The organism is Burkholderia sp. BCC0322, from assembly GCF_902833045.1.
Lineage (GTDB): Bacteria > Pseudomonadota > Gammaproteobacteria > Burkholderiales > Burkholderiaceae > Burkholderia.
On record NZ_CADFDU010000003.1, the window covers coordinates 507,403 to 532,050 of the forward strand.

22 protein-coding genes are annotated in these 24,648 nt (G+C 68.3%); 11 read left to right on the forward strand and 11 right to left on the reverse strand.

The annotated features are described in order from the left end of the window. Window positions 1–7: 7 nt before the first annotated feature. From HWX39_RS12615 to HWX39_RS12630, 4 genes are all read right to left on the reverse strand, one after another. Complete coding sequence (locus tag HWX39_RS12615; protein WP_175968403.1) at window positions 8–1,990, reverse strand: methyl-accepting chemotaxis protein; 1,983 nt, start codon at window positions 1,988–1,990, stop codon at window positions 8–10. 158 nt (window positions 1,991–2,148) lie between these two features. Beyond that, window positions 2,149–2,580, reverse strand: a complete 432-nt coding sequence (locus HWX39_RS12620) for a YqaA family protein (protein ID WP_175968404.1) — start codon at window positions 2,578–2,580, stop codon at window positions 2,149–2,151. A 53-nt stretch (window positions 2,581–2,633) separates the two neighbouring features. After that, window positions 2,634–3,809: a voltage-gated potassium channel protein gene (kch, locus tag HWX39_RS12625; protein WP_175968405.1), complete on the reverse strand. Its 1,176-nt coding sequence runs from the start codon at window positions 3,807–3,809 to the stop codon at window positions 2,634–2,636. A 122-nt stretch (window positions 3,810–3,931) separates the two neighbouring features. After that, entirely contained in the window at window positions 3,932–4,579 is a 648-nt protein-coding gene (locus HWX39_RS12630) for a LysE family translocator (RefSeq protein WP_175968406.1), read from the reverse strand. Window positions 4,580–4,864: 285 nt separating this feature from the next. Here HWX39_RS12630 and HWX39_RS12635 point away from each other — a divergent pair, with 285 nt between their 5' ends. After that, window positions 4,865–5,350, forward strand: coding sequence for an Lrp/AsnC family transcriptional regulator (locus HWX39_RS12635; RefSeq protein WP_175968407.1), 486 nt, complete (start codon window positions 4,865–4,867; stop codon window positions 5,348–5,350). 448 nt (window positions 5,351–5,798) lie between these two features. Here the strand turns inward: HWX39_RS12635 and HWX39_RS12640 are convergent, their stop codons facing one another. Next, a complete protein-coding gene (locus tag HWX39_RS12640; protein ID WP_244134979.1) occupies window positions 5,799–5,942 on the reverse strand; it encodes a hypothetical protein in 144 nt (47 codons plus the stop codon). Window positions 5,943–6,185: 243 nt separating this feature from the next. Continuing rightward, on the reverse strand, window positions 6,186–7,835 hold the full coding sequence (locus HWX39_RS12645) for an IclR family transcriptional regulator C-terminal domain-containing protein (protein ID WP_175968409.1): 1,650 nt from the start codon (window positions 7,833–7,835) through the stop codon (window positions 6,186–6,188). Window positions 7,836–8,012: 177 nt separating this feature from the next. On the opposite strand from HWX39_RS12645, the gene HWX39_RS12650 reads away from it, so the two are divergent. The 3 genes from HWX39_RS12650 (at window position 8,013) to HWX39_RS12660 (ending at window position 11,923) form a co-directional block, all read left to right on the forward strand. Beyond that, a complete protein-coding gene (locus HWX39_RS12650) occupies window positions 8,013–8,972 on the forward strand; it encodes an MBL fold metallo-hydrolase (protein ID WP_175968410.1) in 960 nt (319 codons plus the stop codon). 179 nt (window positions 8,973–9,151) lie between these two features. After that, window positions 9,152–10,495 carry an MFS transporter gene (locus HWX39_RS12655; RefSeq protein WP_175968411.1) on the forward strand — a complete coding sequence of 448 codons (1,344 nt, stop codon included), beginning with the start codon at window positions 9,152–9,154 and terminating at the stop codon, window positions 10,493–10,495. A gap of 87 nt (window positions 10,496–10,582) precedes the next feature. Then, window positions 10,583–11,923 (forward strand): MFS transporter, encoded by a 1,341-nt coding sequence (locus HWX39_RS12660; RefSeq protein WP_175968412.1) that lies wholly within the window; start codon window positions 10,583–10,585, stop codon window positions 11,921–11,923. A 21-nt stretch (window positions 11,924–11,944) separates the two neighbouring features. Here HWX39_RS12660 and HWX39_RS12665 read toward each other — a convergent pair whose 3' ends face one another. The 3 genes from HWX39_RS12665 to HWX39_RS12675 form a co-directional block, all read right to left on the reverse strand. After that, window positions 11,945–12,241 carry a hypothetical protein gene (locus HWX39_RS12665; RefSeq protein ID WP_175968413.1) on the reverse strand — a complete coding sequence of 99 codons (297 nt, stop codon included), beginning with the start codon at window positions 12,239–12,241 and terminating at the stop codon, window positions 11,945–11,947. Between the two features lie 115 nt (window positions 12,242–12,356). Then, window positions 12,357–14,177 carry a sensor domain-containing diguanylate cyclase gene (locus tag HWX39_RS12670; protein WP_244134980.1) on the reverse strand — a complete coding sequence of 607 codons (1,821 nt, stop codon included), beginning with the start codon at window positions 14,175–14,177 and terminating at the stop codon, window positions 12,357–12,359. A 327-nt stretch (window positions 14,178–14,504) separates the two neighbouring features. Then, window positions 14,505–15,305 carry an SDR family oxidoreductase gene (locus HWX39_RS12675; protein ID WP_175968414.1) on the reverse strand — a complete coding sequence of 267 codons (801 nt, stop codon included), beginning with the start codon at window positions 15,303–15,305 and terminating at the stop codon, window positions 14,505–14,507. Window positions 15,306–15,441: 136 nt separating this feature from the next. Between HWX39_RS12675 and HWX39_RS12680 the strand changes: the two genes are divergently transcribed. Beyond that, a complete protein-coding gene (locus HWX39_RS12680; RefSeq protein WP_175968415.1) occupies window positions 15,442–16,401 on the forward strand; it encodes a GlxA family transcriptional regulator in 960 nt (319 codons plus the stop codon). A 76-nt stretch (window positions 16,402–16,477) separates the two neighbouring features. Beyond that, the gene (locus HWX39_RS12685) at window positions 16,478–17,626 is read left to right on the forward strand and encodes an epoxide hydrolase family protein (RefSeq protein ID WP_175968416.1); all 1,149 of its coding nucleotides are present in this window, start codon (window positions 16,478–16,480) and stop codon (window positions 17,624–17,626) included. A 93-nt stretch (window positions 17,627–17,719) separates the two neighbouring features. Here the strand turns inward: HWX39_RS12685 and HWX39_RS12690 are convergent, their stop codons facing one another. Next, window positions 17,720–18,211, reverse strand: coding sequence for a 2,4'-dihydroxyacetophenone dioxygenase family protein (locus HWX39_RS12690; RefSeq protein WP_175968417.1), 492 nt, complete (start codon window positions 18,209–18,211; stop codon window positions 17,720–17,722). 168 nt (window positions 18,212–18,379) lie between these two features. Here HWX39_RS12690 and HWX39_RS12695 point away from each other — a divergent pair, with 168 nt between their 5' ends. The 3 genes from HWX39_RS12695 to HWX39_RS12705 are packed head-to-tail and all read left to right on the forward strand — an operon-like array spanning window position 18,380 to window position 20,458. Beyond that, on the forward strand, window positions 18,380–18,850 hold the full coding sequence (locus HWX39_RS12695; protein WP_175968418.1) for a MarR family transcriptional regulator: 471 nt from the start codon (window positions 18,380–18,382) through the stop codon (window positions 18,848–18,850). 37 nt (window positions 18,851–18,887) lie between these two features. Next, window positions 18,888–19,223: a hypothetical protein gene (locus HWX39_RS12700; protein ID WP_175968419.1), complete on the forward strand. Its 336-nt coding sequence runs from the start codon at window positions 18,888–18,890 to the stop codon at window positions 19,221–19,223. Beyond that, complete coding sequence (locus HWX39_RS12705) at window positions 19,220–20,458, forward strand: MFS transporter (protein WP_175968420.1); 1,239 nt, start codon at window positions 19,220–19,222, stop codon at window positions 20,456–20,458. The genes HWX39_RS12700 and HWX39_RS12705 overlap by 4 nt, the downstream gene beginning before the upstream one ends. Before the next feature lie 89 nt (window positions 20,459–20,547). Here HWX39_RS12705 and HWX39_RS12710 read toward each other — a convergent pair whose 3' ends face one another. Beyond that, window positions 20,548–21,498 carry a LysR family transcriptional regulator gene (locus HWX39_RS12710; RefSeq protein ID WP_175968421.1) on the reverse strand — a complete coding sequence of 317 codons (951 nt, stop codon included), beginning with the start codon at window positions 21,496–21,498 and terminating at the stop codon, window positions 20,548–20,550. A gap of 105 nt (window positions 21,499–21,603) precedes the next feature. Here HWX39_RS12710 and HWX39_RS12715 point away from each other — a divergent pair, with 105 nt between their 5' ends. Both HWX39_RS12715 and HWX39_RS12720 read left to right on the forward strand, forming a co-directional pair. Then, window positions 21,604–22,959, forward strand: a complete 1,356-nt coding sequence (locus HWX39_RS12715) for an aspartate aminotransferase family protein (RefSeq protein ID WP_175968422.1) — start codon at window positions 21,604–21,606, stop codon at window positions 22,957–22,959. A 49-nt stretch (window positions 22,960–23,008) separates the two neighbouring features. Continuing rightward, on the forward strand, window positions 23,009–24,526 hold the full coding sequence (locus tag HWX39_RS12720; protein WP_175968423.1) for a CoA-acylating methylmalonate-semialdehyde dehydrogenase: 1,518 nt from the start codon (window positions 23,009–23,011) through the stop codon (window positions 24,524–24,526). Window positions 24,527–24,648: the final 122 nt, after the last annotated feature.

Here is a 24,648-nt window from a genome sequence, read left to right on the forward strand (position 1 = left end):
TACTCCGTCACGCATTCCGCTCGAGCCGGAACACGCTGACCGCGTCCGACAGGTGCGCGGCCTGGTCGCGCAGCGCGACGGCCGCGCGTTCGGCGTCCGAGATCAGCAACGCGTTCTGCTGCGTCGCGTCGCCGATCTGCGTGACGGCCAGGTTCACCTGCTCGATACCGGTCGATTGTTCGCGCGACGCGGCGCTGATCTCGCCGATCAGCGTGCGGACCTGGTCGACTCGCGCGACAATGTCGCGCATCGTGCCGCGTGCGGCCTCCGCGATCCGGTAGCCCTGCTCGACGGTCGTCGACGATTCGCTGCTCAGCGCGTCGATCTCCTTGACCGCGGCCGCGCTGCGCTGCGCGAGCGCGCGCACTTCGGCCGCGACCACCGCGAAGCCCTTGCCGTGTTCGCCGGCACGGGCGGCCTCGACGGCCGCGTTCAGCGCCAGGATGTTGGTCTGGAACGCGATGCCTTCGATCGCGCCCGTGATCTCGGCGATCCGGCGGGTCGCGCGGCCGATGTCGTCCATCGTCGCGACCACGCGCTGCACCGCGGCGTCGCCGTTCGTCGCGGCAGCCGATGCGTCCGCGACCAGCGCGTTGGCTTGCGCCGCATGCTCGGCGCTCTGCTGCACGGCGGCGGTGATCTGTTCCATGCTGGCTGCCGTCTGTTCGACGCTGCTCGCTTGCGTCGCGATCCGAGCGGCGATGTCGCTGCTGCCGGCCGCGATATCGACCGTGCCGCGCGCGATGTCGGCGGAGCTGTTGCGCACCTGCGCGACGATCCGCGCGAGGCCGTCGCCGATCCCGTCGACCGCCTGCACGAGCCGGCCGATCTCGTCGTCGCCCGGCTTGCCGCGCGTGGCCGCGCCATCACGGATGCGCACGCTGAGATCGCCCGCCGCATAGCGCTCGGAGGCCCGTGCCGCCGCATCGAGCGGCCGGCTCACGACGCGGCGTACCACGATGACGAACAGCGTCGCGAACGCCGCGACGAGCACGGCGCCGATCATCAGGAAGCGGTTGCGGGTGGCGCGCATGGTGGCCAGCAGTTCGTCGTCGAGCGCGATGCCGCCGACGAGCCACTGCCACTGCGGAATCGTCGTGAACGACACGAATTTTGCGGTCGACCCGCCGTCGTGCGCGGCCGGGTCGGTCGACGTGTACGCGAGCCGCCCCTGGCCGGCCGCGAGCATCTGTGCGTACGGCGCGCGGGTCTCGTCGGCAGGCTGGCCGTCGGCATCCGGATGCACGACGAAGGTGCCGCGCGACGGGCCCTGTGATGCATCGAGCACGAAGTAGTAGCCGTTGTCGCCGATCTTCAGCGACCGGATGCCGTCCTCGACGAGCTTGAGCTCGGCGCCGATGTCGAGGCCGACGAACAGCGCGCCGATCACGCGGCCGGTCGCATCGGTCACCGGCTTGTACTGCGTGATGTACGGCCGGCCGAACAGCTTCGCGAGGCCCGTGTAGCTGCGTCCGGCGACGAGCGGTGCGTACGCGGGGCCGGCGCGGTCGAGCCTGGTGCCGACGGCGCGCGCGCCGTCCTGCTTCTTCAGCGACGTCGTGATGCGCACGAAATCGTCGCCGTCGCGCGCGAAGATCGTCGCGATCGCACCGCTTTTCTCCAGGAACTGGTCGGGTATCGAATAGTCGAGGTCGAGCGGCTGGCCGCCCGCGTAGAGGGTGGGCGCGGCGACGCCGCCGATGTCGACGGTGCGCGCCGGGTCGAGCGAGAAATCGGGCGGCAGGAAGCTCGCGAACAGCGACATCGAGCGGTTGGCTTCGGCCGACAGCGCCTTGTCGAACAGGTCGACCATCGCGCGGATCGACTGTTCCTTGTCGACGATCCGCATGTGGGCTTCTTCAGCCAGCTGCCGGCCGGCGAAATGCGCGAGCGTCCACGCGAAAACGGTAAACAGCAGGGCGACGAGCGCGCACGCCAGCGCCGCAAGACGCGCGCCGACGCTCACCCGGCCCAATTGGGTCAATCTCATGCAACATCCTGAGTGGGGAGGGAGAGGAGGCGGAACGCACGCGTCACCGCTGGTCAACCGGTTAATACGGCAACTTCGGCGAAATCTTTAGCGGCGCGCCGTCGATGGTGGCGCCGGCAGGTGCGGGTGTCGCGCGGGGCTGCGGCGAGACGCGGGTGTCAATGCGTCACGAGCCACGCGACGGCCAGATAACGGCCGACTTTCGCGATCGTCACGATGACGAGAAAGGTCGGCAGCGGCTCACGCAGTACGCCCGCGATCATCGTCAGCGGATCGCCGATCACGGGCGCCCAGCTCAGCAGCAGTGACCAGCGGCCGTAGCGCGCATACCAGCGTTCGGCGCGCGCGAGCGCGGCGGGCTTGACGGGGAACCAGCGGCGCTCGCGGAAGTGCTCGATGCCGCGCCCGAGCGCCCAGTTGATCACGGAGCCGGCGACGTTGCCGATGCTCGCGACGAGCACCAGCGCCCACACGGGTTCGCGCCCGGCGAGCAGCAGGCCGGCGAGCACGGCTTCGGACTGGAGCGGCAACAGGGTCGCGGCAACCATCGACACGGCGAACAGGCAGCCGTAAGTGAACAATTCGGACATCGCGCGATTGTAGCCGGCGTGCGCCGGCCTGACCGGGGCGCAGGGTCACACGGTCATGCGGCGTCGGCCGTGCCGAACAGCAGGTGCGAGATCACCGACTTGTCGACGGGTTCGTCGTTGAGCGTGCTGGCCAGCAGTTCGCCGGCGAGCTGCTGCGGCGAAAACACCATGTCGGGTTTCAGCAGGCGCAGCCGTTCGAGGTTGCGCTGGTGGTTCACGAGCGCGACGGTGCGCACCGATGCTGCGATCTCGCGGATCGCGAGGATGATGAAGGCGTTCTCGGCGTCGTCGGAGCGCAGCGCGAGCACCGCACGCGCGGTTGCCGCGCCGGCGCTTTCCAGTACCGCGTGGTCGGTCGCATCGCCGACGATCAGGTCGGTCGTTGCCGGATAGTTGTGCTCGACGCCGGCCGGCACGACGACGGTCACCGCGTAGCCGCGCTTGCGCAGCCCGTCGTGCACCGCATGCGCGACGGGGGTCGCGCCGACGATCAGGTAATGATGCTTGCGGATCACGTTCGAAATGCCTCCCTTGACGATCCGTTTCAGATTGCCGCCGATCACGGGGCCGACGACCGCGCTGATCGACGTCGCGAACACCGTGATGCCGAGCACGATCACCGACGCGGTGAACAGGCGCGCGGTCGGCGCGTGCGGAACGATGTCGCCGTAACCCACCGTCGACATCGATACGATCGAGAAATAGACGGCCGTGGCGAGATCGTGGACGGGCGGCGTGAATTGGTCGCCGAGATACAGCACGCCGAAGGTCGCGTAGATCAGCAGCGATACGATGCTCAGCAACGCGAACAAGCTGCTCGCGGCAACGCTCGCGCGGTCGAAGTGCCGCCAGTAGTACAGCAGTGTGACGGCCAGCACGGCCGTATAGACGAACACGGCGTGGCTGCGATAGCCGCCGAGCACGCTGATCGCGGCGGCCGCGACCAGCAGCAGGATCGACAGCACCCACGCGACGCGGGCGCGCAGCACGATGCCGATGGCCATCGTCGCGAGGCCGGCCGCAACGACCACTTGCGGCAACACGACGAGCCCGGCGTTGTCGACGAGGTTCAGCGCATCGGCGAGCCACGCGTGATGCGCGCCGAGCTTTGCGTGCTCGACGACGGGAAGCAGCACCATGAGCGCGTCGAGCGCGAGGAGGAGAGCGAGATACCAGTGCAGGCCGATGGGCGCGAACACGCGCCGCAGGCGGGTAGTGAGGGGCTTCATCCAGTCGCCCGGCTGGCCGGGCATGTCCAACGAACCAGCCGCTACCCTAAAGCATTCGGCAATCGGCTGCTTTTTCGAGGGGCGTTGACGGCGGCCGCCAGGAAGCCGCCGCCCGGTCGCTTTCAGTTCCAGCCGACCATGATCGCGCCCATCCCGACGAGCAGCCCGCCCGTGACGCGGTTCATCGCGCGCATCCGCGCAGGCCGCTGCAGCGCGCGGCTCAGCCGGTGCGAGAACAGCGCCATCGACGCGACGCCGCCGGCGAACAGCACCGCGAACGTCGCCGCGAGCAGCAGGTACTGCTGGTTCAGGCTCCAGTCGGCGCTCGGGCTGATGAATTGCGGAAAGAACGACGGGAAGAACAGCAGCGTCTTCGGATTCAGGCCGGAGGTTGCCAGGCCGCGCCAGAACAGCGCGCGGTGCGAGTCGGTGTCCGGCGGGGTTGCCCCGGCCGGCCCGGTCGAGGCGGCGGGCGCGCCGGCCGGCGCACGGCTGAGCCATTGCTTGCAGCCGAGCCAGACGAGGTAGGCCGCGCCGGCCCAGCGCAGCACGGTCAGCGCGCGCTCGTCGAGATGCACGAGCGAATTCAGGCACAGCGCGGTCAGCGCGAGTTGCAGCAGCACGGCGAGCGTGCCACCCCAGACGCACGGCAGCGCGCGGCGCCAGCCGGCGCGTAGCGCCTGGTTCATGGTGAGGAGGTTGACGGGGCCGGGAGCGTAGACGAGAACGGCGGAGGCAGCGAGAAACGACAGGTAAAGCCTGAACGACATGACGGGTAGCGCGGGAACAGGAACATGGGCGCCGATGCCGCGCGGCCGGATAGGCGCGCGGGCGGCGGGGAGTTGCATGCCTGCTGGCCGGCGCCGCAACTCGTGATTGCGGCCTTGCGTCCCGTTGCGAAGGGGTTGTCGCGGGGAGCGTGCCGGACAGCAGGCATGGGTAAAAATATATCAAGGGGCCGGATTAAAAGGCTTCCGCTTTTCCACACAAACCGACACAAATCCGGAATGTCGTTCAGATAGAATCCGGCTTTTCAGTAGAAGATTCTTTCCGCCATGGCCACACGTGAACGCTCGCCGAAAACGCTCGACAGCCAGGATCGCAAAATCCTGGGTGCACTGCAGAAAAATGCGCGTCTGTCGAACGCCGAACTGGCCGAACAGATCGGGATGTCGACCACCGCGTGCTGGAACCGCACGCGGCAGCTCGAGATGGACGGCTACATCGACGGTTATGTTGCGCTCGTCAACCAGCGGAAGCTGGGCTACGCGGACATCGTGATCCTTGAAGTCACGCTCGATCGCCACGAGGACGACGCGCTCGCGCGCTTCGGCGAGGAACTCGCCGCACTGCCCGAGGTGCTCGAGGCCTATCTCGTGTCGGGCGAGTACGACTACTGGATCAAGGTCGCGGTGGACGGCACGGCCGGCTACGAGCGTTTCCTGCGCGAAAAGCTGTACAAGATTTCGAGCATCCGTCACAGCCGCTCGATGTTCGCGCTGCGCTGCATGAAGGACGTGCCGTCGATTCAGGTGTTTTGAGAAAGGGGACGAGCATGCGGCCGTGGGTTAAACGACGGCGCATGGGGTTGCGCGTTTGCGCGGAGAAAGCCGGCAAGCGGGCGAGGAGACAAGGCGTACGGCGCGATTCGGTACCTGGGCCGGCGACGCGGATGAATCTTCCGTCCGCGGCGATCCGGTGTACCCGCGTACAGGCTGGATAACGGCTGCGGGCCTGGGTAGCCGATAGACAAAAAACCACACCGGTGCCAATCGGCACCGGTATCGGCTTCAAAGCAACTTCAGAGCGACTTCAGAGCACCTTCAACGCGCCCTGGATACGAAACGCGTTCACCAGCGCTATCCGGCCTGTTTCCAGTGACTGGCCTTGCACCCCGTTGCCCGACGCCGCGACCTCGTGGCGCGCGTCCGGGCAAGCTGATCAGGCAAGGCGACGTGCGGACGGCCCGCAGCCGGCCGGTCGTTCCGCTCAGCGCGGCAGGCGTGCGTGTGCTTCGGCGATGACTTCGCAGTTCTCGAGGTGGAGTGCCCATGCTTCTGCAATCAGCTCGCCCATGCGTGCGAGCCAGCCAGCGGATTGGGTGGAACGGTCGGAGAGGTTAGACGTTTGCATGACGAAGCCCCGTATAGGTGGCGAGTTAGGGATAACCCTAATCATAGCGAAACGCCTCCGCTTTGTGAAATGTGATTTCGTTATATGAGAATTACTGACATTTTGTGTTGCGACTTCGCAACATGAATATCGGCTGCCTGCGCGTGGCCCACCGGCGCGACAAGGCCGCGCCGGCACGGCCTCGCATGGGGCAACAGAGGGGATTCGAGCGGTGGGCGTCGGTCGGTCGCGGCGGGCGGCGGCTTACCCGCCGATCCACCCGAACCGCCACGACAGCCGCCGCGTCGCGGCGAGCAACGCCTGCGCGAGGTCGCTGTCGGGCCCGCGCGGGAAGCCGCGTGACGAGCCGATGATCGCGATCACGAGCCGGATGCTGCCGGTGTGATCGAACACGGGTGCGGCGACTGTCCCGATGCCCGGCACCGGCGCGTCGAATGCGAAATCGAGTTCGGTCGCGCGGATCGTCGCGAGCCGAGCGCGGAAGGCATCGTCGACCGGCGCGGCGGCGTTGCCCGCGAGGCGCACGGGTTCGTCCGCGAGCAGGTCGGCCAGCACGTCGTCAGGCATGCCGGCCGCGAAGACCCGTCCGATCGCCGTATTAACGAGCGACATCACCGTGCCGACCTGCAGGCTCACGTGCTGCGGCCGCGCCGACTCCTCGAGTCGGATCACGGTCGGGCCGAGCGGCCCGAGCGTCGCGGCCGCGACGCTCATGTCGGTCGCGCCGGCCAGCGCGACGATCTCGGCTTCCGCGTCGCGCGTCGGCGACACGCGCTGCATCGCGATCAGGCCGAGCGCCTGCCCGAGCGGGCCGCCGCCGAAGCAGCCGGCGTCGTCGCGGCTCAGCAGGCCGATCTTCTGCAGGCTGACGAGATGCGGAAAGGCCTTCGCGGCCGGCATGCCGGCCGCCGCCGCGAGATCGCGCAGCGGCAGCGCGCGGCCCGCCGACACCAGCGCAAGCAGCAGCTCGCCGGTGCTGTCGAGCGCATGGATGCCGCGCTGTGCCTTCGCATCGTCAGCCAGGGCAGGCGGCACGCGCGGGGCGGCCGGGGCCGGGCCGGAAACCGGCGGGGGCGCGTCGTGCGCCGCGCCGAGCAAGGCGGTGGCCTGCCGTGCCGCGTCGCGCAATGCCGCCGCGATCGGGCCGTCCCAGTCGACGTCGATCGAGCCTGTCGAACCGATCACCGTCAACGCGAGCTGCAGCGTGCCCGTCGCGTCGAACACCGGCACGCACATCGCGCTGACGCCGGGGCTCGGCAGGTCGACGCCGCGCTCGATACCGCGGGTGCGGATTGCATCGAGTTCGGCCCGCGGCACGCCGGCGTCCGGCGCGGGCTGCTCCGCGCCCGCGAGCGTGGCGCCCGCGCCGGCCTGGCTGGCCGCCATCGCGTCGAGTTGCGCGGGATCGCCGAACGCGCGGAATACGCGGCCGGTGGCCGTGGTGTCGAGCGACATCACCGAACCGACGTGCAGGTTCACGTGCAGCGGATAGCCGCCGTGCTCGATACGCACGATCGTGGGCCCGAGCACGCCCGGCACCGACAGCGCGACGCTCAGGCCGACCGCTTCCGCGAGTCGCGCCGCGTGCGGCAGCGCCGCCCGATAGGCCGGCTGGCGCTCGATCGACATCAGCCCGAGACGCAGCGACAACGGCCCCGGCTCGTAATTGCCGGTGATCGCATCGCGCTTCACGAGCGCAAGCCGCGTCAGGCTGACGAGATAGGTGTGCGCCTGCGCGGTCGACAGGTCGGCCGCCGCGGCCAGCTCGGACAGGCCGAGCGGCTTGCGCCGGCGCGCGAGCGCGTCGAGCAGCCGGCCGCCGACCTCGACACTCTGGATCCCGCGCTGCGCCTTGGGCGGCGCGTCGTCTGCGCTGACTTCGTGGTTCTGCACGCGATGAATCTTCCGTTGACGAAACCCCGCATGGTATCCGACGCCATTTATCGCGCCAGCCCGCAGGTTTACCCGTATTAAACAATAGCAAGCGACTTTGTCATTGACAAATATCCGACGCGGGAAGATGATCCGCTCACTCCCCTCAACACATGGCTCGCAGCCACGGAACGCAACATGGCCAAAGCATTCGCCTCCCAAGCCGATCTGGAAGAGAAGAAAGTCACCTGGACGAAGCTGTCCGAGAACGCCTACGCGTACACCGCCGAAGGCGACCCGAACTCGGGTGTGATCATCGGCGACGACAGCGTGCTGATCGTCGACACGACCGCGACGCCGGCGATGGCCCAGGACCTGATCGCGAAGATCCGCAGCGTGACCGACAAGCCGATCAAGCACGTCGTGCTGTCGCACTACCACGCGGTGCGCGTGCTCGGCGCGTCCGCGTATTTCGCCGAAGGCGCGCAGCACGTGATCGCGAGCCGCGGCACCTACGAGATGATCGTCGAGCGCGGCGAGGCGGACATGAAGTCGGAGATCGAACGCTTCCCGCGCCTGTTCGCCGGCGTCGAGACGGTGCCGGGCCTGACCTGGCCGACGCTCGTGTTCGAGCGCGAGATCACGCTGTTCCTCGGCAAGCTCGAAGTGAAGATCATGCACGTCGGCTCGGGCCACACGAAGGGCGACACGATCGTCTGGATCCCGTCGCAGAAGGTGCTGTTCTCGGGCGACCTCGTCGAATACGACGCCGCATGCTATTGCGGCGACGCTCAGCTCGAGCAATGGCCGGCCACGCTCGAGGCGCTGCGCGCGCTCGGCGCCGAGAAGCTCGTGCCGGGCCGCGGCCCCGCGCTGCTGAACCCGGCCGACGTGAACAAGGGCCTCGACTACACGAAGGATTTCGTCACGACGCTGCTCGCACAGGGCCGCAAGGCCGTCGAGCAGAAGCTCGACCTGAAGGCGTCGATGGCGCTCACCCGCGAAGCGATGGACCCGAAGTTCGGCCACGTGTTCATCTACGAGCACTGTCTGCCGTTCGACGTGTCGCGTGCGTTCGACGAAGCGAGCGGCATCACGCATCCGCGCATCTGGACGGCGCAGCGCGACAAGGAAATGTGGGCCGCGCTGCAGGATTGAGCGGCTTGCACAGGCGGGGTGTCCGACAGGGCACTCCGCCTTTTTTCTGACGCGGCGACTGGCCACGGCTTCCTGCCGCCTTTCCGTCCACCGTATCCGTTCTCACAAGAAAGCAGGGCGCACGTACGCCCCGGGAGACGGCTGCGCGCTCGAATCGCGCCGCCTGTTTGGAGAGAGACATGCCTCGATCGCTTCCCGCCGAAGCGACGCTCGCGCACGCGAGCGCTTCGGCTTCCGCCGCCACGAACGACGCGCTGCTGTTCCGCAAGATCGCGTGGCGAATCGTGCCGTTCCTGTTCCTCTGTTACGTCATCTCGTTCCTCGACCGTATCAACATCGGCTTCGCGCAGTTGCAGATGAAGCACGATCTCGGCTTCAGCGATGCGATGTACGGCCTCGGCGCCGCGGTGTTCTACGTCGGCTATGTGTGCTGCGAAGTGCCGAGCAACCTGCTGCTCGCGCGCTTCGGCGCGCGCCGCACCTTCACGCGGATCATGCTGCTGTGGGGCATCGCGTCGACCGGGATGATGTTCGTGTCGCAGCCGTCGCATTTCTACGTGCTGCGCTTCCTGCTCGGCGTATTCGAAGCGGGGTTCTTTCCCGGCATCGTGCTGTACTTGACCTACTGGTTCCCCGCGAACCGGCGGGCGGCCGCGATCTCGGTGTTCTTCGCGGGCGTCGCGGTGGCCGGCGTGCTCGGCGGCCTGATGTCGGGCTGGATCATGCGCGACATGAGCGGCGTGCTCGGGATGCACGGCTGGCAGTGGATGTTCGCGATCGAAGGCGCGCCGGCGATCCTGCTCGCATTCGCCGCGTTCACGCTGCTGGTCGACCGGCCGCAGGACGCCACGTGGCTCACGTCCGATGAAAAGGCGCGGGTTGCCGCGCTGTGCGCCGACGGCCGCGGCCGCGGCCACGCGCACGACGGGCGCAGCCTCGTGGCGGCACTCGCGAACCCGCGCGTGTATCTGTTCGCGTTCATCTATTTCTCGCTGACCTGCGCGTCGCTGACGCTCAACTTCTGGATGCCGCTGATGATTCGCGACTTCGGCGTGACCGACGTCGTGGCCGTGAGCCTGTATACGGTCGTGCCGAATGCGGTCGGCGCGGTGGGGCTGATCCTGATCGCGCGCCGTTCGGACCGCACCGGCGAGCGCCGCAAGCACTTCGCGTGCTGCACGATCGGCGGCGGGCTCGCGCTCGCGGCGCTGACGCTGCACCTGCACAGCTTCGCGGCGATGCTCGCGTGCCTGTCGGTCGCGGCGACGTTGATCTTCGCCGCGTTGCCGATCTTCTGGGCCGTGCCGACCCGCTACCTGTCGGGCAACGCGGCCGCGGCCGGGATTGCGCTGATCAGCAGCATCGGGATCACGAGCGGCATCGTCAGCCCGTGGGTGATCGGGATGATCCGCACGCGCACCGGCAGCATGGACCTCGCCGTGTATCTGCTGGCCGCGCTGCTGGTGGCGAGCGGCGTCGCGCTGATGCTCGGCGTGAAAGGCGAAGGCGCGCCGCGCGACTAGGCAGGCAACGGCCGGTCGCTGCTGGCGGGCGGCGGTGACCGGCACCCCGTGTGGGCCCCGCACCCGAATCCATCGAGGAGACGATCGATGTCAGCCCCTCTTCAAGCGGACGCCGCGCGTGCCGTCGCGCCAGGTGTCGCATCAACGGACGACGACGCGCTGTACCGCCGCATCGGCGCGCGGATCGTGCCGTTCCTGTTCATCTGCTACATCGTGTCGATTCTCGATCGCAGCAATATCGGCTTCGCGCAGTTGCAGATGCGGCAGGACCTCGGCCTGACCGACGCGATGTACAGCCTCGGCGCGGTGCTGTTCTTCGTCGGCTACGTGCTGTTCGAGGTGCCGAGCAACGCACTGCTGCGCCGCTTCGGTGCGCGCCGCACGTTTGCGCGGATCATGTTCCTGTGGGGCGCGGTGTCGGTCGCGATGATCACCGTCGACAGCGCGAAGCATTTCTACGTGCTGCGCTTCCTGCTCGGGCTGTTCGAGGCCGGGTTCTTTCCGGGCGTGGTGTTCTATCTGACGTACTGGTATCCGGCGCGGCGGCGCGCGTCGGTGCTGTCGATTTTCTACGCGGGCGTCGCGGTGGCCGGGATGGTCGGCGGGCTGCTGTCGGGCTGGCTGATGCGCGGGATGTCGGGCGTGCTCGGGTTGCACGGCTGGCAATGGATGTTCGCGATCGAAGGCGCGCCCGCGATCGTGCTCGGCGTGATCGCGTGGTTCTGGCTGTGCGATCGTCCGGAGCACGCGCGCTGGTTGTCCGACGCCGACCGCCGGCGGCTCGCGGCCGACCTGGCCGCCGACCGCGCCGGTGTCGATACGCCGGCGCCGCACTCGCTGCGCCAGGTGCTGGCCGAACCACGCACGTACCTGTTCGCTTTCATCTATTTCTCGCTGACCACCGCGCTCCTGATGCTGTTGTTCTGGATGCCGCTGATGATTCGCGAATTCGGCATCCACGATGTCGTGCAGATCAGCCTGTTGTCCGTCGTCCCGAACGCGATCGGCGCGGCCGGCCTGATCGCGATCGCGCGGCGCTCCGATCGCAAGCGCGAACGGCGCCGGCACTTCGCGGCATGCGCGTTCGGGGGGGCGGTGGCGCTCGCGCTGCTGACGCTGCACCTGCCGAGCATCGTCGCGATGATGGCGCTGCTGTCGGTCGCGGCGATGCTGATCTTTGCCGCGCATCCGGTGTTCTGGGCCGTGCCGTCCGCGTATTTCTCCGGTGCGGGCGCGGCGGGCGGGATCGCGCTGATCAGCAGCATCGGCGTATCGAGCGGCATGATCACGCCGTGGCTCGTCGGGCTGATCCGCACGAGAACCGGCAGCATGGATCCGGCGATGCTGATGATCGCGGCGCTGCTGGCCGCGTGCGCGGTCGCGATGCTGCTGGGCGTGCGGGCGGTGGCGCGTGAAGGGTCGGCGTGACGCGGGCGGCGCCGGTGCGCTTCAGTGGAGGGACAGAAACAGCCCGGGCAGGACGAGCAGGCCGTGCAGCACCAGCGCTCCGTAGAGCGTGCCGCCGCGCGCCTGCAGGTCGATCGACAGGCAGGCGACGGCCGCGACGACCCCGATGGCCGAAAGGCCCGCCGCCCAGAAGAGCGCGGTGATCAGCACGCGCACGCCGGTGTACGGATCGTCCAGCGAACTGGCGAACACATAGCCGATCAGAAGCGCCAGCAGCTCGATGAGCGCGACGACGAGAAGACCTGACGCGATTCGCGCGGTGCGTTTGGCATTGTCCATGGCAAGTCGGAGTGGGCAGGGTCAGGGGCGCCAGCCTACACGATCGGTTCCGAATCGGTCGCGCAACGGGGGTGGCGGCACGCCCGGCGAGGAGCGAGCGTCGCCTGGCCGAAATCTACGCCCGATACACCTCGATCCGGTTGCGGCCGCGCTCCTTCGCGAGATAGAGCGCCTTGTCGGCGCGCGACAGCGGCTGGTATGCGCCGAAGTCCGACGCCCGCATCGCGTCGATGCCGATGCTGACGGTCAGCGTGACCTGCTGATCCTCGTGCGTGAGCCGCGCCTGGCTCGCGCGTTGTTGCACGCGCTGTGCGAATGCCAGCGCGCGGTCGAGATCCGCGCCCGGCAGCACGATCGCGAATTCCTCGCCGCCGACCCGCCCGACGATGCCGTCCGGCCCGGTTTCCGCGAGCAGCAGCCGCGCAAAATGCCGCAGCGCGCGGTCGCCGACCGGGTGACCCCAGCGATCGTTCAGCGCCTTGAAGTGATCAAGATCGAGCATCAGCACCGCGGCGGCCTGGCCGGTCGTGCGCACGGCGCGCAGCGCGGCTTCGCTTTGCCGCATGAATGCATGGCGGTTCGACAACTGCGTCAGGTGGTCGGTGGTCGCCATCCGGTGCAGTTCGGCCTCGATGTGCTTGCGGTCGGTCGCGTCGGTGATGAAGCCGTGCCACACGGTGCCGCCGTCGGCCGTGCGCTGCGGGCGCGCGTCGCCTTCGCGCCAGCGCAGGCCCTGGCCGGGCAGCAGCACGCGATATTCGAGCCGCCACGGCGTCAGTCGCACCGACGAGTCGTGCAGCGACTGCCGATAGGCGACCAGATCGGCCGGATGGATGCGCGTCTCGACCGCCTCGGCGCTGCGGGCGATCTGTTCGGGCGTCAGTTCGTAGATGTCGCCGACACCCGCGCTCGCGTAGGAAAAGAAGCGGCGCCCGTCGGGCGCCTGCCGCAGCTGGAACACCAGCCCGGGAACCTGGTCGGTGAGATCCGTGACGAGCGCGGCCGAGTCGCGCAATCGCACGGCGAGCTCGCGCAGCGCGGTGATGTCCGTGGTCGTTCCGACCATCCGGAGCGCGCGGCCGTTGCTGTCGCGGGCAATCACCTTGCCGCGGCTGCAGATCCATTTGTACGAGCCGTCCTTGCAGCGGATGCGGTGCTCGACCGCGTAGTAGTCGGTGCGCCGCTCGAAGTGCGCGAGCATCGCGGCCTTCACGTCGGCGACGTCGTCCGGATGCAGCCGTTCGTACGCGTCCTCGATCCGGGTGCTGAGCTCGTGCGGCGCGTAGCCGAGCATGGCCTTCCAGGCCGGCGAGTAATGGATCTCGCCGGTTTCCACGTTGCGATCCCACACGCCGGTGCCGCTTTCGGTCAGCGCGAGCGTGGTCAGCGTGCTGTGTTCCTCGACGACGCCGAGCCGTTCACGCAACGCGGCTGCTTCGGTCGCGCGGGCAAGCGTGCCGGCGGCGAGCGTGGCGAGGTCGCACAGCAGCGCATATTGCGTGGCGTCGAGCGCCGGGCGTTTATCGTCAACGACGCACAGCGTGCCCAGGGTCGCGCCATCGGGGGCGGCCAGCTTGCAGGCCGCGATGATCCGCGGCGCGTGAGGCGCGCCTTCGTTGCGTTGCCCGTTGGCGTTCGCGCCGTGCACGGCGAACCGGGCTTCGGCAGCGGGGGGCGGCTCGGCTTGGGGCGGCAAGCCGTCGGCGGAAAGTGAATCGGCAAGCCGGTCGGTCAGTTCGCCGTCGGCGGCCAGCACGCGTTGCGCACCGGCGTCGGCGCGCACGATGAACGCGCCTGTGGCGCTGAAATGCGCACGCGCGACACGGCAGACGGTGTCCAGTTCCGGCAGGGGTGGGAGCGTGGGCTGACGGTTGGCCGAACCGCGTGCGGAGGCCGGCGCGTCACCCGTCTCGGTGATGAACATACGGACCCGCATGGTCGAATTCCGCAACGGACGATGGCCCTCGTGATCGGACGAATGCCGGTCGAACGAGGTCGCTTGGGGACTGCAATCGCAGAGCTTACTGTTGCGCGGAATGCGTGGCAAGCGAACCGGAATCGTCTGTCGGTTCGCGACATTTGTGCCGGCCAGGAAAGAATCCGATGCGTGTTTCCGTAGACGAATCCCCCGATCGGCATACGCCCGGAAACGTGCCGCGGAACCTCGGACGATGACGGACGATTCGTCACGCATCACCGTGTTCCGCAGCACCTCCCGGGGTTCGACATGTTCGCTGCTTTCGACCTGCGGGATGCCGCGTGCTCAGCTTGCCGTCGCGTAGCGCGGCGCGGGCGTGTCGGCCGACAGGTGCGGCGCCATCGTGCGGCGCGCGGCCTCGTACGCGGCCCATTCGTCGCCCGCGTGCAGCGACGGGATCGTCACGAGTTCGCCACGATCGAAACCGACCAGCGCCGCGTCGACCATGTCCGGCGCCGGCATCACGATTTCCTTCGGCAGATGTTCGAGCGGCAGGCCGCCCGTCTGCCAGAAATCGGTGGCGGTCGCGCCGGGCAGCACGGCCTGCACCTGCACGCCCTTGTCGGCGAGCTCGTGATGCAGCGACTGGCTGAACGCGAGCACGAACGCCTTGCTGCCGCCGTACACGCCGTTCAGCGTTTCCGGGGAGATCGCGACGATCGACGAAATGTTGATCACCGCACCGTGGCCACGGGCGACGAAGCCGGGCACCGCCGCATAGGTGAGGCGTGTGAGCGCGGTCACGTTGAGGTCGATCATCCGCGTCATCGCGTCGACGTCGCTGTCGAGCAGCGGCGCGTGCGTGCCGACGCCCGCGTTGTTCACGAGCAGCGTGATGCTCGCATCCTGCTTCAGCTTCGCCTCGACGGCGGCGAGTGCGGCGCGGTCGTTGAGGTCGGCGCCGATGATCTCGACGCTGCGCTGCGTGTCGTTCGTGATGCGCTCGGCGAGGGCGGCCAGCCGCTCACGGCTGCGCGCGACCAGGATCAGGTCGTAGCCGCGGCGCGCGAGGCGGTCCGCGTAGACGGCGCCGATGCCCGACGAGGCGCCGGTAATGAGGGCGGTACCGAGATGTGCTTGCGTCATGATGTGCTCCGTTTCGATGGGAATGGCCGGATGGCGTGAAGCCATTCTGGTCTCGAATCGCCGCGACACAAATGACGTAGATAGGTATGATTCAGGACATCGGGCCGACCCTCTTGCCCGGGACGGGAGAACGCACATGCACCGCATCGGTTTTCTGATCAGCGACGGTTTCCAGATCATGGCGCTCGCCGCGCAATCGGTGTTCGAGTACGCGAACATGGGCATGAGCGAGCCGTTCTACGTGATGGACAACTATTCGGTCGACGGCGGCGACGTGCGCTCGTCGCTCGGGCTGTCGGTCGCCACGCGCGCGCTGCGCGGGCGGATCGCCGTCGATACGTGGCTCGTCGCGGGCGTCAACGATCCGATCGCTTCGCCGGCGCCGGCCGATATCGTCGCGTTCCTGCGCCGCGCCAACGCACGTGCGCAGCGGATCGCCGGCATCTGCACGGGCGCGTTCGTGCTGGCCGAGGCCGGGCTGCTCGCGCGGCGCCGCGCGACGACGCACTGGGCGTTCGGCCGCGACATGCAGCGGTGCCATCCGGAGATACGCGTCGAGGAAGACCGGATCTACATCGTCGACGGCCCGATCTGGACATCGGCCGGGATGACGGCCGGCCTCGACCTCGCGCTTGCAATGGTGGAAAAGGATCTCGGCGCCGATGCCGCCCGATCGGTCGCGCACAAGCTCGTGATGCACCAGCTGCGGGCCGGCGGCCAGTCGCAGCATTCGGAAATGCTGAAGCTCGCGCCGAAATCCGACCGGATCCAGAACGCGCTGAACTACGCGCGGCAGCATCTCGGCCGCGCGCTGACCGTCGAGGATCTCGCCGAAGCCGTGCACCTGAGCCCGCGCCAGTTCAGCCGCGTGTTCACGCTCGAAACGGGGCAGTCGCCGGCGAAGGCGATCGAGCGGCTGCGGCTGGAGAATGCGCGGCTGATGATCGAGCAGAGCCGCCACCCGCTCGACGTGATTGCGAAGGAAAACGGCTTTCGCGACCGCCGCCACATGCGCGAGGCGTTCGTGCGCGGGTTCGGCGTCCCGCCGCAGGCGATACGGCGCGAGGCGCGGGCGGGCGAGCGGGAAACGGGCTGACACCCGTGGGCGCGAGACGCCGGCAGCCAGCGGAAAAATCACGCAGAATCTCCGGCACGTTTCGAGAGGAGACATCATGCACGCCGAGCCGTTCGACATTGCGATACCCGATCAAGCGCTGGATGACCTGCGTCGGCGCCTGCGCACCCGTCGCCCGCCGGTGCTCACGCCCGCCGAGCCGTGGCAGCAGGGTGTGGACGGCGCGTGGCTGAGTGAACTGACCGAGTACTGGGCCGAGCGCTTCGACTGGCGCGCGGTGGAGCGCGCGCTGAACCGGTTGCCGCAGTTCGTCGCGGATGCAGGCGGGCAGCGCGTGCATTTCATCCATCGGCGTGGGGCGGGACCGAAACCTTATCCGCTCGTCATCACGCACGGCTGGCCGGGCTCCGTATTCGAATTCGACGCGCTGATCGATCGCCTGTGCGATCCGGCGGCATTCGGCGGTGATCCTGACGACGCGTTCGATGTGGTCGTACCGTCGCTGCCCGGTTTCCTGTTCTCGCCCGCGCCAACGGCGCCCGGCATGTCGGCATTGCAGGTCGCCGACCGCTGGGCGGCATTGATGTCCGGCCTCGGCTATCGACGCTTCGGCGCACAAGGCGGCGATCTCGGCGCAGGCGTGTCGATCGCGCTCGGCGCGCGGCATGCCGACAGGGTGGACGGCATTCATCTGAACTACTTGCCCGGCAGCTACGAACCGCCGACCGACGCGGCTGCGCCGCTGACCGACGACGAACGGGCCTTCGTGACGCAGCGCGGCGAATGGGCCGCGCTGGAAGGCGGATACGCGCATATGCACATGACGAAGCCGCAGACGCTGGCCGTCGCGCTCAACGATTCGCCGGCCGGACTGGCCGCCTGGATCGCCGAGAAATTCCGTGCATGGAGCGATTGCGACGGCGACGTCGCACGGCGGTTTTCGCACGATGCGCTGCTGACCGGCATCTCGCTCTACTGGTTCACCGGCTGCATCGGCTCGTCAATGCAGATGTATTGGGAAAACCGCCTGCAGCCCATGCGCTTCGCAGCCGGGCAACGTGTGACGGTGCCTGTCGCGTTCGCGCGCTTTCCGAAGGAAATCAGCCGTCCGCCGCGCAGCTTGCTCGAACGCGTGTTCGACGTCGTGCAATGGACCGACATGCCGAGCGGCGGCCATTTCGCGGCGATGGAAGAGCCGGATCGGCTGGCCGACGATATTCGGACATTTTTCCGGCGCTTTCGGTGATGATCGGGTCGGCCGGCGAAGCGCACCGGCGGCCATCCGGCCGACAGGAAGCGCGAGCGCCACGCGGATCGTGACGCGACGGTGGCGCCTGCGTTACCGCGTGACGAACGGCGCGGCGTCGTCCGGCGCCGTACGCGCATGCTTGCGCTGGCGCAGCAGCGCGACGCGGCAGTTCTCGCGCGCGGTCTCGCGGCCGTCGTCGCCGAGCAGCACGAGATCGCCGCGCATCACGTTGAGCGTGATCACGTCCTCGCCCGGCGCGCCGAGCGTTTCCGGCGTATGCACCGAGCCGGCCGGTTCGAGCACCGTCGAGCCGGCGTGCGCCACCCAGTCGTATTCGCGGTAGCGCCACGCCCCCTGCAACGTATGGACGAACACCTCGCCTTCATGACGGTGGCGCGGCAGCGTGCCGCCGGCCGGCATCTTCAGCAGCGCGGTGAGGGTGTCCTCGGCCGCATTGATGTGCAGGTACTTGATCGCCAGCCCCCGCAGGTCGGCGCTCATCGGCAGCCACGGCAGCGCGTCGCCGGGCAGGCACGAGATCGGCGGCAGGTCGGTGGAGAGCGGGGCGGACGGCTGCGTCATGGCGGGCGGCGGAGCGGAAATGGGGAGCCCGCATTATCGCAGAGCCGGCTCGTGCGGCCGAACGGGACGCTTCGCATCGGCTCGAGCGCATGCGACGACGCGATCCTTACAGCCTGAAATACACAGCTAAACTGTACAGTTTTTCTGTATATCGGCTATCCTGACTACATGAACACGCCATCGCCTCCCTCCGAAGCGCTCCCGCTGGCCGGCCTTGCCGGCGAACTCCGCATCTCGGTCGGCAAGCTGATGCGGCGGATGCGGGAGCAGGTTCACCCGAACGATCTCACGTCATCGCAGAAGTCGGTGCTGTTGCGGCTCGACCGCGACGGCCCCGCGACCGTGTCGGCGCTCGCGCGTGCCGAAAGCGTGCGGCCGCAGTCGATGCGCGTGACGGTCGCAACGCTCGAGACGCTGGGCGCCGTCAGCGGGGAGCCCGATCCCAACGACGGCCGGCAGACGCTGATCGCGCTCACGCCCGGTTTCCGCAAGGTGCTGCAAGCGAACCGCGCGGCCAAGGACGACTGGCTGTTCCGCGCGCTGCACGCGCAACTGTCGGAGGCAGAGCAGGCCGAGCTCGCGTCGGCCGTGAAGCTGCTGCAGCGGCTCGCCGAATTCCAGGAACCGCCGCGTTCGTAAATCGCCTCGCCCCGCTCGCAGAAAGGACAACCCGAACATGAACCTCCCGCATCTCGTGTCGTACTTCTTCGGCGGCGCGTTTCTCGCGAACGTCGTGCCGCATCTCGTCAGCGGGTTGCGCGGCGAGCCATTCCAGACCCCGTTCGCGAATCCGCCCGGGCGCGGTTTGTCGTCGTCCACCGTGAATGTCGTGTGGGGCGTCGCGAACCTCGTGATGGCGTATGGGCTGGTGTGCCGGGTCGGCGATTTCGACCTCCGGGTCACGGCCGACGCGGCGGCGTTCGGTCTCGGCATCCTCCTGCTCGGCCTGTTCCTCGCGCGGTGCTTCGGCGAGCTGCACGGCGGCAACGCGCCCGACAGGGAGCGGCCATGAGCGTGCCGGCGGCGGGCGTCTTCCGCTCGCTTCGCGGCTTCAACTATCGCGTGTGGGCGATCGGCGCGCTGGTGTCGAACATCGGCACGTGGATCCAGCGCACCGCGCAGGACTGGCTCGTCCTTACGCAGCTCACGCATCACGACGCGTCGGCTGTCGGCATCGTGATGTCGCTGCAGTTCGGCCCGCAGCTTCTGCTGCTGCCGTGGACGGGGTACGCGGCCGACCGTTTCGACCAGCGCAAGCTGCTGATGGCGACGCAGGCGCTGATGGGCGGGCTCGCGTTATTGCTGGGGCTGCTGACGGTGACCGGCGTCGCGCAGCTGTGGCACGTGTATCTGTTCGCGTTCCTGTTCGGCTGCGCGTCGGCGTTCGATGCGCCGGTGCGGCAGACATTCGTCGCGGAACTGGTCGCCGACCGGGAGCTGGCGAACGCCGTCGCGCTCAACTCGACGTCGTTCAACGCGGCGCGGATGATCGGGCCGGCGGCGGCCGGCTTCATCATCGCGTCGGTCGGCACCGGCTGGGCGTTCCTGCTCAACGGGCTCAGCTTCGTCGCGGTGCTGGCGTCGCTGTCGATGCTGCGTGCCGACGAGCTGCGCGCGCACGCGCGGGCCGGCCGCACGCGCGGCAGCCTGCTCGACGGGTTCCGTTACGTGTGGCAGCGCCCGGACCTGAAGGCGATTCTCGTGATGCTGTTCCTGATCGGCACGTTCGGGCTCAATTTCCAGCTGTTCATCTCGACGATGGCGGCCAGCGTGTTTCACGTCGACGCGCGCGGTTTCGGCGTGCTGTCGTCGATGATGGCCGTCGGCACGATTACCGGTGCGCTGCTCGCGGCGCGCCGTGACCGGCCGCGCTTCCGGCATCTGTGGATCGGCGCGGCGCTGTTCGGGCTCGGTTGCACGCTGGCCGCGCTGGCGCCGGGCTACTGGCTGTTCGGCGCCGCGCTCGTGCTGACCGGCGTCGCCGCGATCACCTTCATGAACTCGACCAACAGCCTGGTGCAATTGTCGACTGAGCCGGCGATGCGCGGCCGCGTGATGGCGCTGCGTCTCGCGGTGGCGCTCGGCGGCACGCCGATCGGCGCGCCGGTGGCGGGCTGGGTCGCGAACCATCTGGGCCCGCGCTGGGCGCTCGGCGTTGGCGCGATGTCGGGTTTTGCGGCGGCGCTCGTCGCGACGCATTTCATGAAGCGGATGCACGCGCAGGCGGGTACGGGCGAGGGGGGGTGAGCGGCCGCGAAACCGGCGCAGACTGATTTGCCGTTCAGCCGTTCAGCCGTTCAGCCGTTCAGCCACTCAGCCACTCAGCCGCGACATCGTCATGCCGCCGGACGCGCGGCCGCATGCGCGGCTTCGAGACACGACTGAAACAGCAGCGCGGCCCGCGACGGCCGCGGCGAGCGGCGCAGCAGGCTCACGAACCGGCACCGGTAGTTGAACCGGTGCGGCGCGATCGGCTGCATCAGCCCCTTGTTTTCGAAGCTTTCCGCGTAATGGTCGGGGAGGAAGCCGAGATAGCGGCCGGACAGGATCAGCGTCGCGATCGACTCCTGGTCCGACGCGGTCGCGCTCCGTGTGAGCTTCGCGCGATGGCTCAGCTCCATGTTCGGCGAATGGAAGCCGAGGCCCGCGAACGCATGGTTGCCGATCGTCGTCCACGTGAGCTTGCCGTGCGGCGCATCGTAGAGCGGATGCTGGCGGCCGCAGTAGAGCAGCATCCGCTCGTCGAACAGTTCCGAATACACGAGGCTGCCCGAGCTGCGGTGCGCGGGAATGATCCCGACCTGATAGCTGCCGTCGATGATTCCGCGCTCGACCTCGTTGATCGACGCGACGTGCAGGTTCAGCGCGACGTCGGGCGCTTCGTCGGCGAACTGGCGGATCGCGTCGCCGAGCCGCGCGTTCGCGTTGGTGGCCGTCTTGTCGAATACCGCGATGTGCAGTTCGCCGCCCATCCGGTCGTGAATGCCGTCGATCCTGCTGCGAAATGCTTCCATCGACGCGAGCAGCCGCAGCGTCTCCTCGTACACCGTCTGGCCTTCGGGCGTCAGCGTGAAGCCGGCACGGCCGCGCCGGCACAGCACGAGGCCGAGGCGCGTTTCCAGATCCTTCACGTGCCGGCTGATGGTCGAGATGCCGATATTCAGTTCCAGTTCGGCCGCCGCCATCCCGCCGCACTGCACGACGCCCTTGAAGACCCGCAGCAGGCGCAGATCCATGTCGCTGAGCTGCCCGAGCAGCGCGCGACTCTTCGGTTTCTTTGCTTGCATAATTGTGCAAGTGAACATTGATATTGCGATATTCAAAAGACTAATTGGCCTCCCGACAATGCGCAATATCAACATAAGGACGAGGGGCGCCACGCGCCGACCGACATGACCGACATCACCACCGCCCAGCAGGACGAAACCAACCTCCGTACCGACGCCGCGTGGCTTGACGCGCACTGGATGCCGTTCACCGCCAACCGCCAGTTCAAGGCCGATCCGCGCATGATCGTGTCGGGCCAGGGCGCGTATTACACGGACGCCGAAGGCCGCAAGATCTTCGACGGCCTGTCGGGTCTGTGGTGCACGGGCCTCGGTCACGGCCGCACGGAAATCGTCGAAGCCGTGAGCCGCCAGGTCGCGCAGCTCGACTACGCGCCGGCGTTCCAGTTCGGTCATCCGAAATCGTTCGAGCTTGCGAACAAGATCAAGGACCTGACGCCGGCCGGCCTCGACTACGTGTTCTTCACGGGGTCGGGCTCGGAAGCGGCCGATACCTCGCTGAAGCTGGCCCGCGCCTACTGGCGCGCGAAGGGCAAGGGCACGAAGACGCGCCTGATCGGCCGCGAGAAGGGCTACCACGGCGTGAACTTCGGCGGTATCTCGGTCGGCGGGATCGGGCCGAACCGCAAGCTGTTCGGCCAGGGCCTCGACGCCGACTTCCTGCCGCACACGCAACTCGCCGAGAACAAGTTTTCGCGCGGGATGCCCGAGCACGGCGCCGAACTGGCCGACCGCCTGCTCGAACTGATCGCGCTGCACGACGCATCGAACATCGCCGCCGTGATCGTCGAGCCGTTTTCCGGTTCGGCGGGCGTGGTCGTGCCGCCGAAGGGCTATCTGAAGCGCCTGCGCGACATCTGTACCGCGCACGACATCCTGCTGATTTTCGACGAGGTCATCACGGGCTTCGGCCGTGCCGGCGCAATGACGGGCGCCGACGCGTTCGGCGTGGTGCCGGACATCATGAACTTCGCGAAGCAGGTGACGAACGGCGCGCAGCCGCTCGGCGGCGTGATCGCGACGAAGGAAATCTACGACACGTTCATGGCCGCAGGCGGCCCCGAGTACATGCTCGAGTTCCCGCACGGCTACACGTACTCGGCGCACCCGGTCGCGTGCGCGGCCGGCGTCGCGGCGCTCGACCTGCTGGTGAAGGAAGACGCGGTGGCCCGCGTGCGCGATCTCGCGCCGCATTTCGAGGCGGCCGTGCACGGGCTGAAGGGCCAGCGCCACATCGCGGACATCCGCAACTACGGGCTCGCGGCCGGCCTGACGATCGCGGCGCTGCCGGGCGAGCCGGCACGGCGCCCGTACGAGATCGCGATGCGCTGCTGGGCGAAGGGCTTCTACGTGCGCTACGGCGGCGACACGATCCAGCTGGCGCCCCCGTTCATCTCGGAGAAGCGCGAGATCGACAACCTGGTCAACGCGCTGTCCGACGCATTGAACGAAGTGGACTGAGCCGCGGCTTGCCCCGAGCGACAACCGAATTCACGAACGAGCCTGAACGATGAAACACGACAGCAATGTGACCTCCACCGTCGGCCACCTGATCGACGGCAAGCGCGTCGACGGCGGCAGCCGCGTCCAGCCGGTGTTCGACCCGGCCACCGGCGAATCGCACAAGAGCGTCGCGCTCGCCGACAAGCTGACCGTCGAAGCGGCGATCGCGTCCGCGCAGGCCGCGTTTCCGGCCTGGCGCAACACACCGCCGCTGAAGCGCGCCCGTGTGATGAGCCGCTTCAAGACGCTGCTCGAGGAGCATGCCGACGAGCTGTGCGCGCTGATCACGGCCGAGCACGGCAAGGTGCTCGCCGATGCGATGGGCGAACTGCAGCGCGGGATCGAGAACGTCGAATACGCAACCTACGTGCCGGAGTTGCTGAAGGGCGAGCACAGCAAGAACGTCGGCCCCGCGATCGATTCGTGGAGCGAGTTCCAGGCGCTCGGCGTCGCCGCCGGCATCACGCCGTTCAACTTCCCGGTGATGGTGCCGCTGTGGATGTGGCCGATGGCCGTCGCGTGCGGCAACACGTTCGTGCTGAAGCCGTCGGAGCGCACGCCGTCGTCTACGTTGCGCATGGCCGAGCTCGCGCTCGAAGCCGGCCTGCCGCCGGGCGTGCTGAACGTCGTGAACGGCGACAAGGAAGCGGTCGACACGCTGCTGACCGACTCGCGCGTGAAGGCCGTGAGCTTCGTCGGCTCGACGCCGATCGCCGAATACATCTACTCGACCGGCTGCGCGCACGGCAAGCGCGTGCAGGCGCTCGGCGGCGCGAAGAATTTCGCGGTCGTGATGCCGGACGCCGACATCGGCAACGCGGTGAACGCGCTGATGGGCGCCGCGTACGGCTCGTGCGGCGAACGCTGCATGGCGATTCCGCTGGTCGTCGCGATCGGCGACGAGACGGGCGACCAGGTCGTCGCAGGCCTGAAGGCCGAGATCGAAAAGATGAAGGTCGGCCCGGGCAACGGCGCGGGCGTCGACATGGGCCCGCTCGTCACGCAGCAGCATTTCGACAAGGTGACGGGTTTCGTCGACGCCGGGGTGGAAGCGGGCGCGACGCTCGTCGTCGACGGCCGCGGCGTGAAGGTCGACGGCCACGACGGCGGCTATTATCTCGGCCCGTGCCTGTTCGACAACGTGAAGCCCGGCATGCCGATCTACCAGCACGAGATCTTCGGGCCCGTGCTCGGCGTGATCCGGCTGAAGTCGCTCGACGAGGCGATGGCGCTGATCGACGCGCACGAGTACGGCAACGGCACGTGCCTGTTCACGCGCGACGGCGAGGCCGCGCGCTACTTCAGCGACAACATCCAGATCGGCATGGTCGGCATCAACGTGCCGCTGCCGGTGCCGGTTGCGTACCACTCGTTCGGCGGCTGGAAGCGTTCGCTGTTCGGCGACCTGCACGCGTACGGCCCGGACGCCGTGCGCTTCTATACGAAGCGCAAGACGATCACGCAGCGCTGGCCGTCGGCCGGCGTGCGCGAAGGGACGGTGTTCAGCTTCCCGTCGAGCCGCTGACGCGCCACCCGGCGGCATGCGTCGCCCGCCCGCTTGACGGCGGACGACGCAGCGCGGCCGGCGCGATCGCGAGAAGGCCCGCCCGGATCGACGATCCGCGCGGGCTTTCTTGCGCAGGCGCA

Excerpts from the sequence above, each read along its gene's own strand:
- HWX39_RS12615 (WP_175968403.1), bottom strand. The coding sequence starts at position 1,990 with ATGAGATTGACCCAATTGGGCCGGGTGAGCGTCGGCGCGCGTCTTGCG.
- HWX39_RS12620 (WP_175968404.1), bottom strand. The coding sequence starts at position 2,580 with ATGTCCGAATTGTTCACTTACGGCTGCCTGTTCGCCGTGTCGATGGTT.
- kch (WP_175968405.1), bottom strand. The coding sequence starts at position 3,809 with ATGAAGCCCCTCACTACCCGCCTGCGGCGCGTGTTCGCGCCCATCGGC.
- HWX39_RS12630 (WP_175968406.1), bottom strand. The coding sequence starts at position 4,579 with ATGTCGTTCAGGCTTTACCTGTCGTTTCTCGCTGCCTCCGCCGTTCTC.
- HWX39_RS12635 (WP_175968407.1), top strand. The coding sequence starts at position 4,865 with ATGGCCACACGTGAACGCTCGCCGAAAACGCTCGACAGCCAGGATCGC.
- HWX39_RS12640 (WP_244134979.1), bottom strand. The coding sequence starts at position 5,942 with ATGCAAACGTCTAACCTCTCCGACCGTTCCACCCAATCCGCTGGCTGG.
- HWX39_RS12650 (WP_175968410.1), top strand. The coding sequence starts at position 8,013 with ATGGCCAAAGCATTCGCCTCCCAAGCCGATCTGGAAGAGAAGAAAGTC.
- HWX39_RS12655 (WP_175968411.1), top strand. The coding sequence starts at position 9,152 with ATGCCTCGATCGCTTCCCGCCGAAGCGACGCTCGCGCACGCGAGCGCT.
- HWX39_RS12660 (WP_175968412.1), top strand. The coding sequence starts at position 10,583 with ATGTCAGCCCCTCTTCAAGCGGACGCCGCGCGTGCCGTCGCGCCAGGT.
- HWX39_RS12665 (WP_175968413.1), bottom strand. The coding sequence starts at position 12,241 with ATGGACAATGCCAAACGCACCGCGCGAATCGCGTCAGGTCTTCTCGTC.
- HWX39_RS12670 (WP_244134980.1), bottom strand. The coding sequence starts at position 14,177 with ATGCGGGTCCGTATGTTCATCACCGAGACGGGTGACGCGCCGGCCTCC.
- HWX39_RS12675 (WP_175968414.1), bottom strand. The coding sequence starts at position 15,305 with ATGACGCAAGCACATCTCGGTACCGCCCTCATTACCGGCGCCTCGTCG.
- HWX39_RS12680 (WP_175968415.1), top strand. The coding sequence starts at position 15,442 with ATGCACCGCATCGGTTTTCTGATCAGCGACGGTTTCCAGATCATGGCG.
- HWX39_RS12685 (WP_175968416.1), top strand. The coding sequence starts at position 16,478 with ATGCACGCCGAGCCGTTCGACATTGCGATACCCGATCAAGCGCTGGAT.
- HWX39_RS12690 (WP_175968417.1), bottom strand. The coding sequence starts at position 18,211 with ATGACGCAGCCGTCCGCCCCGCTCTCCACCGACCTGCCGCCGATCTCG.
- HWX39_RS12695 (WP_175968418.1), top strand. The coding sequence starts at position 18,380 with ATGAACACGCCATCGCCTCCCTCCGAAGCGCTCCCGCTGGCCGGCCTT.
- HWX39_RS12700 (WP_175968419.1), top strand. The coding sequence starts at position 18,888 with ATGAACCTCCCGCATCTCGTGTCGTACTTCTTCGGCGGCGCGTTTCTC.
- HWX39_RS12705 (WP_175968420.1), top strand. The coding sequence starts at position 19,220 with ATGAGCGTGCCGGCGGCGGGCGTCTTCCGCTCGCTTCGCGGCTTCAAC.
- HWX39_RS12710 (WP_175968421.1), bottom strand. The coding sequence starts at position 21,498 with ATGCAAGCAAAGAAACCGAAGAGTCGCGCGCTGCTCGGGCAGCTCAGC.
- HWX39_RS12715 (WP_175968422.1), top strand. The coding sequence starts at position 21,604 with ATGACCGACATCACCACCGCCCAGCAGGACGAAACCAACCTCCGTACC.
- HWX39_RS12720 (WP_175968423.1), top strand. The coding sequence starts at position 23,009 with ATGAAACACGACAGCAATGTGACCTCCACCGTCGGCCACCTGATCGAC.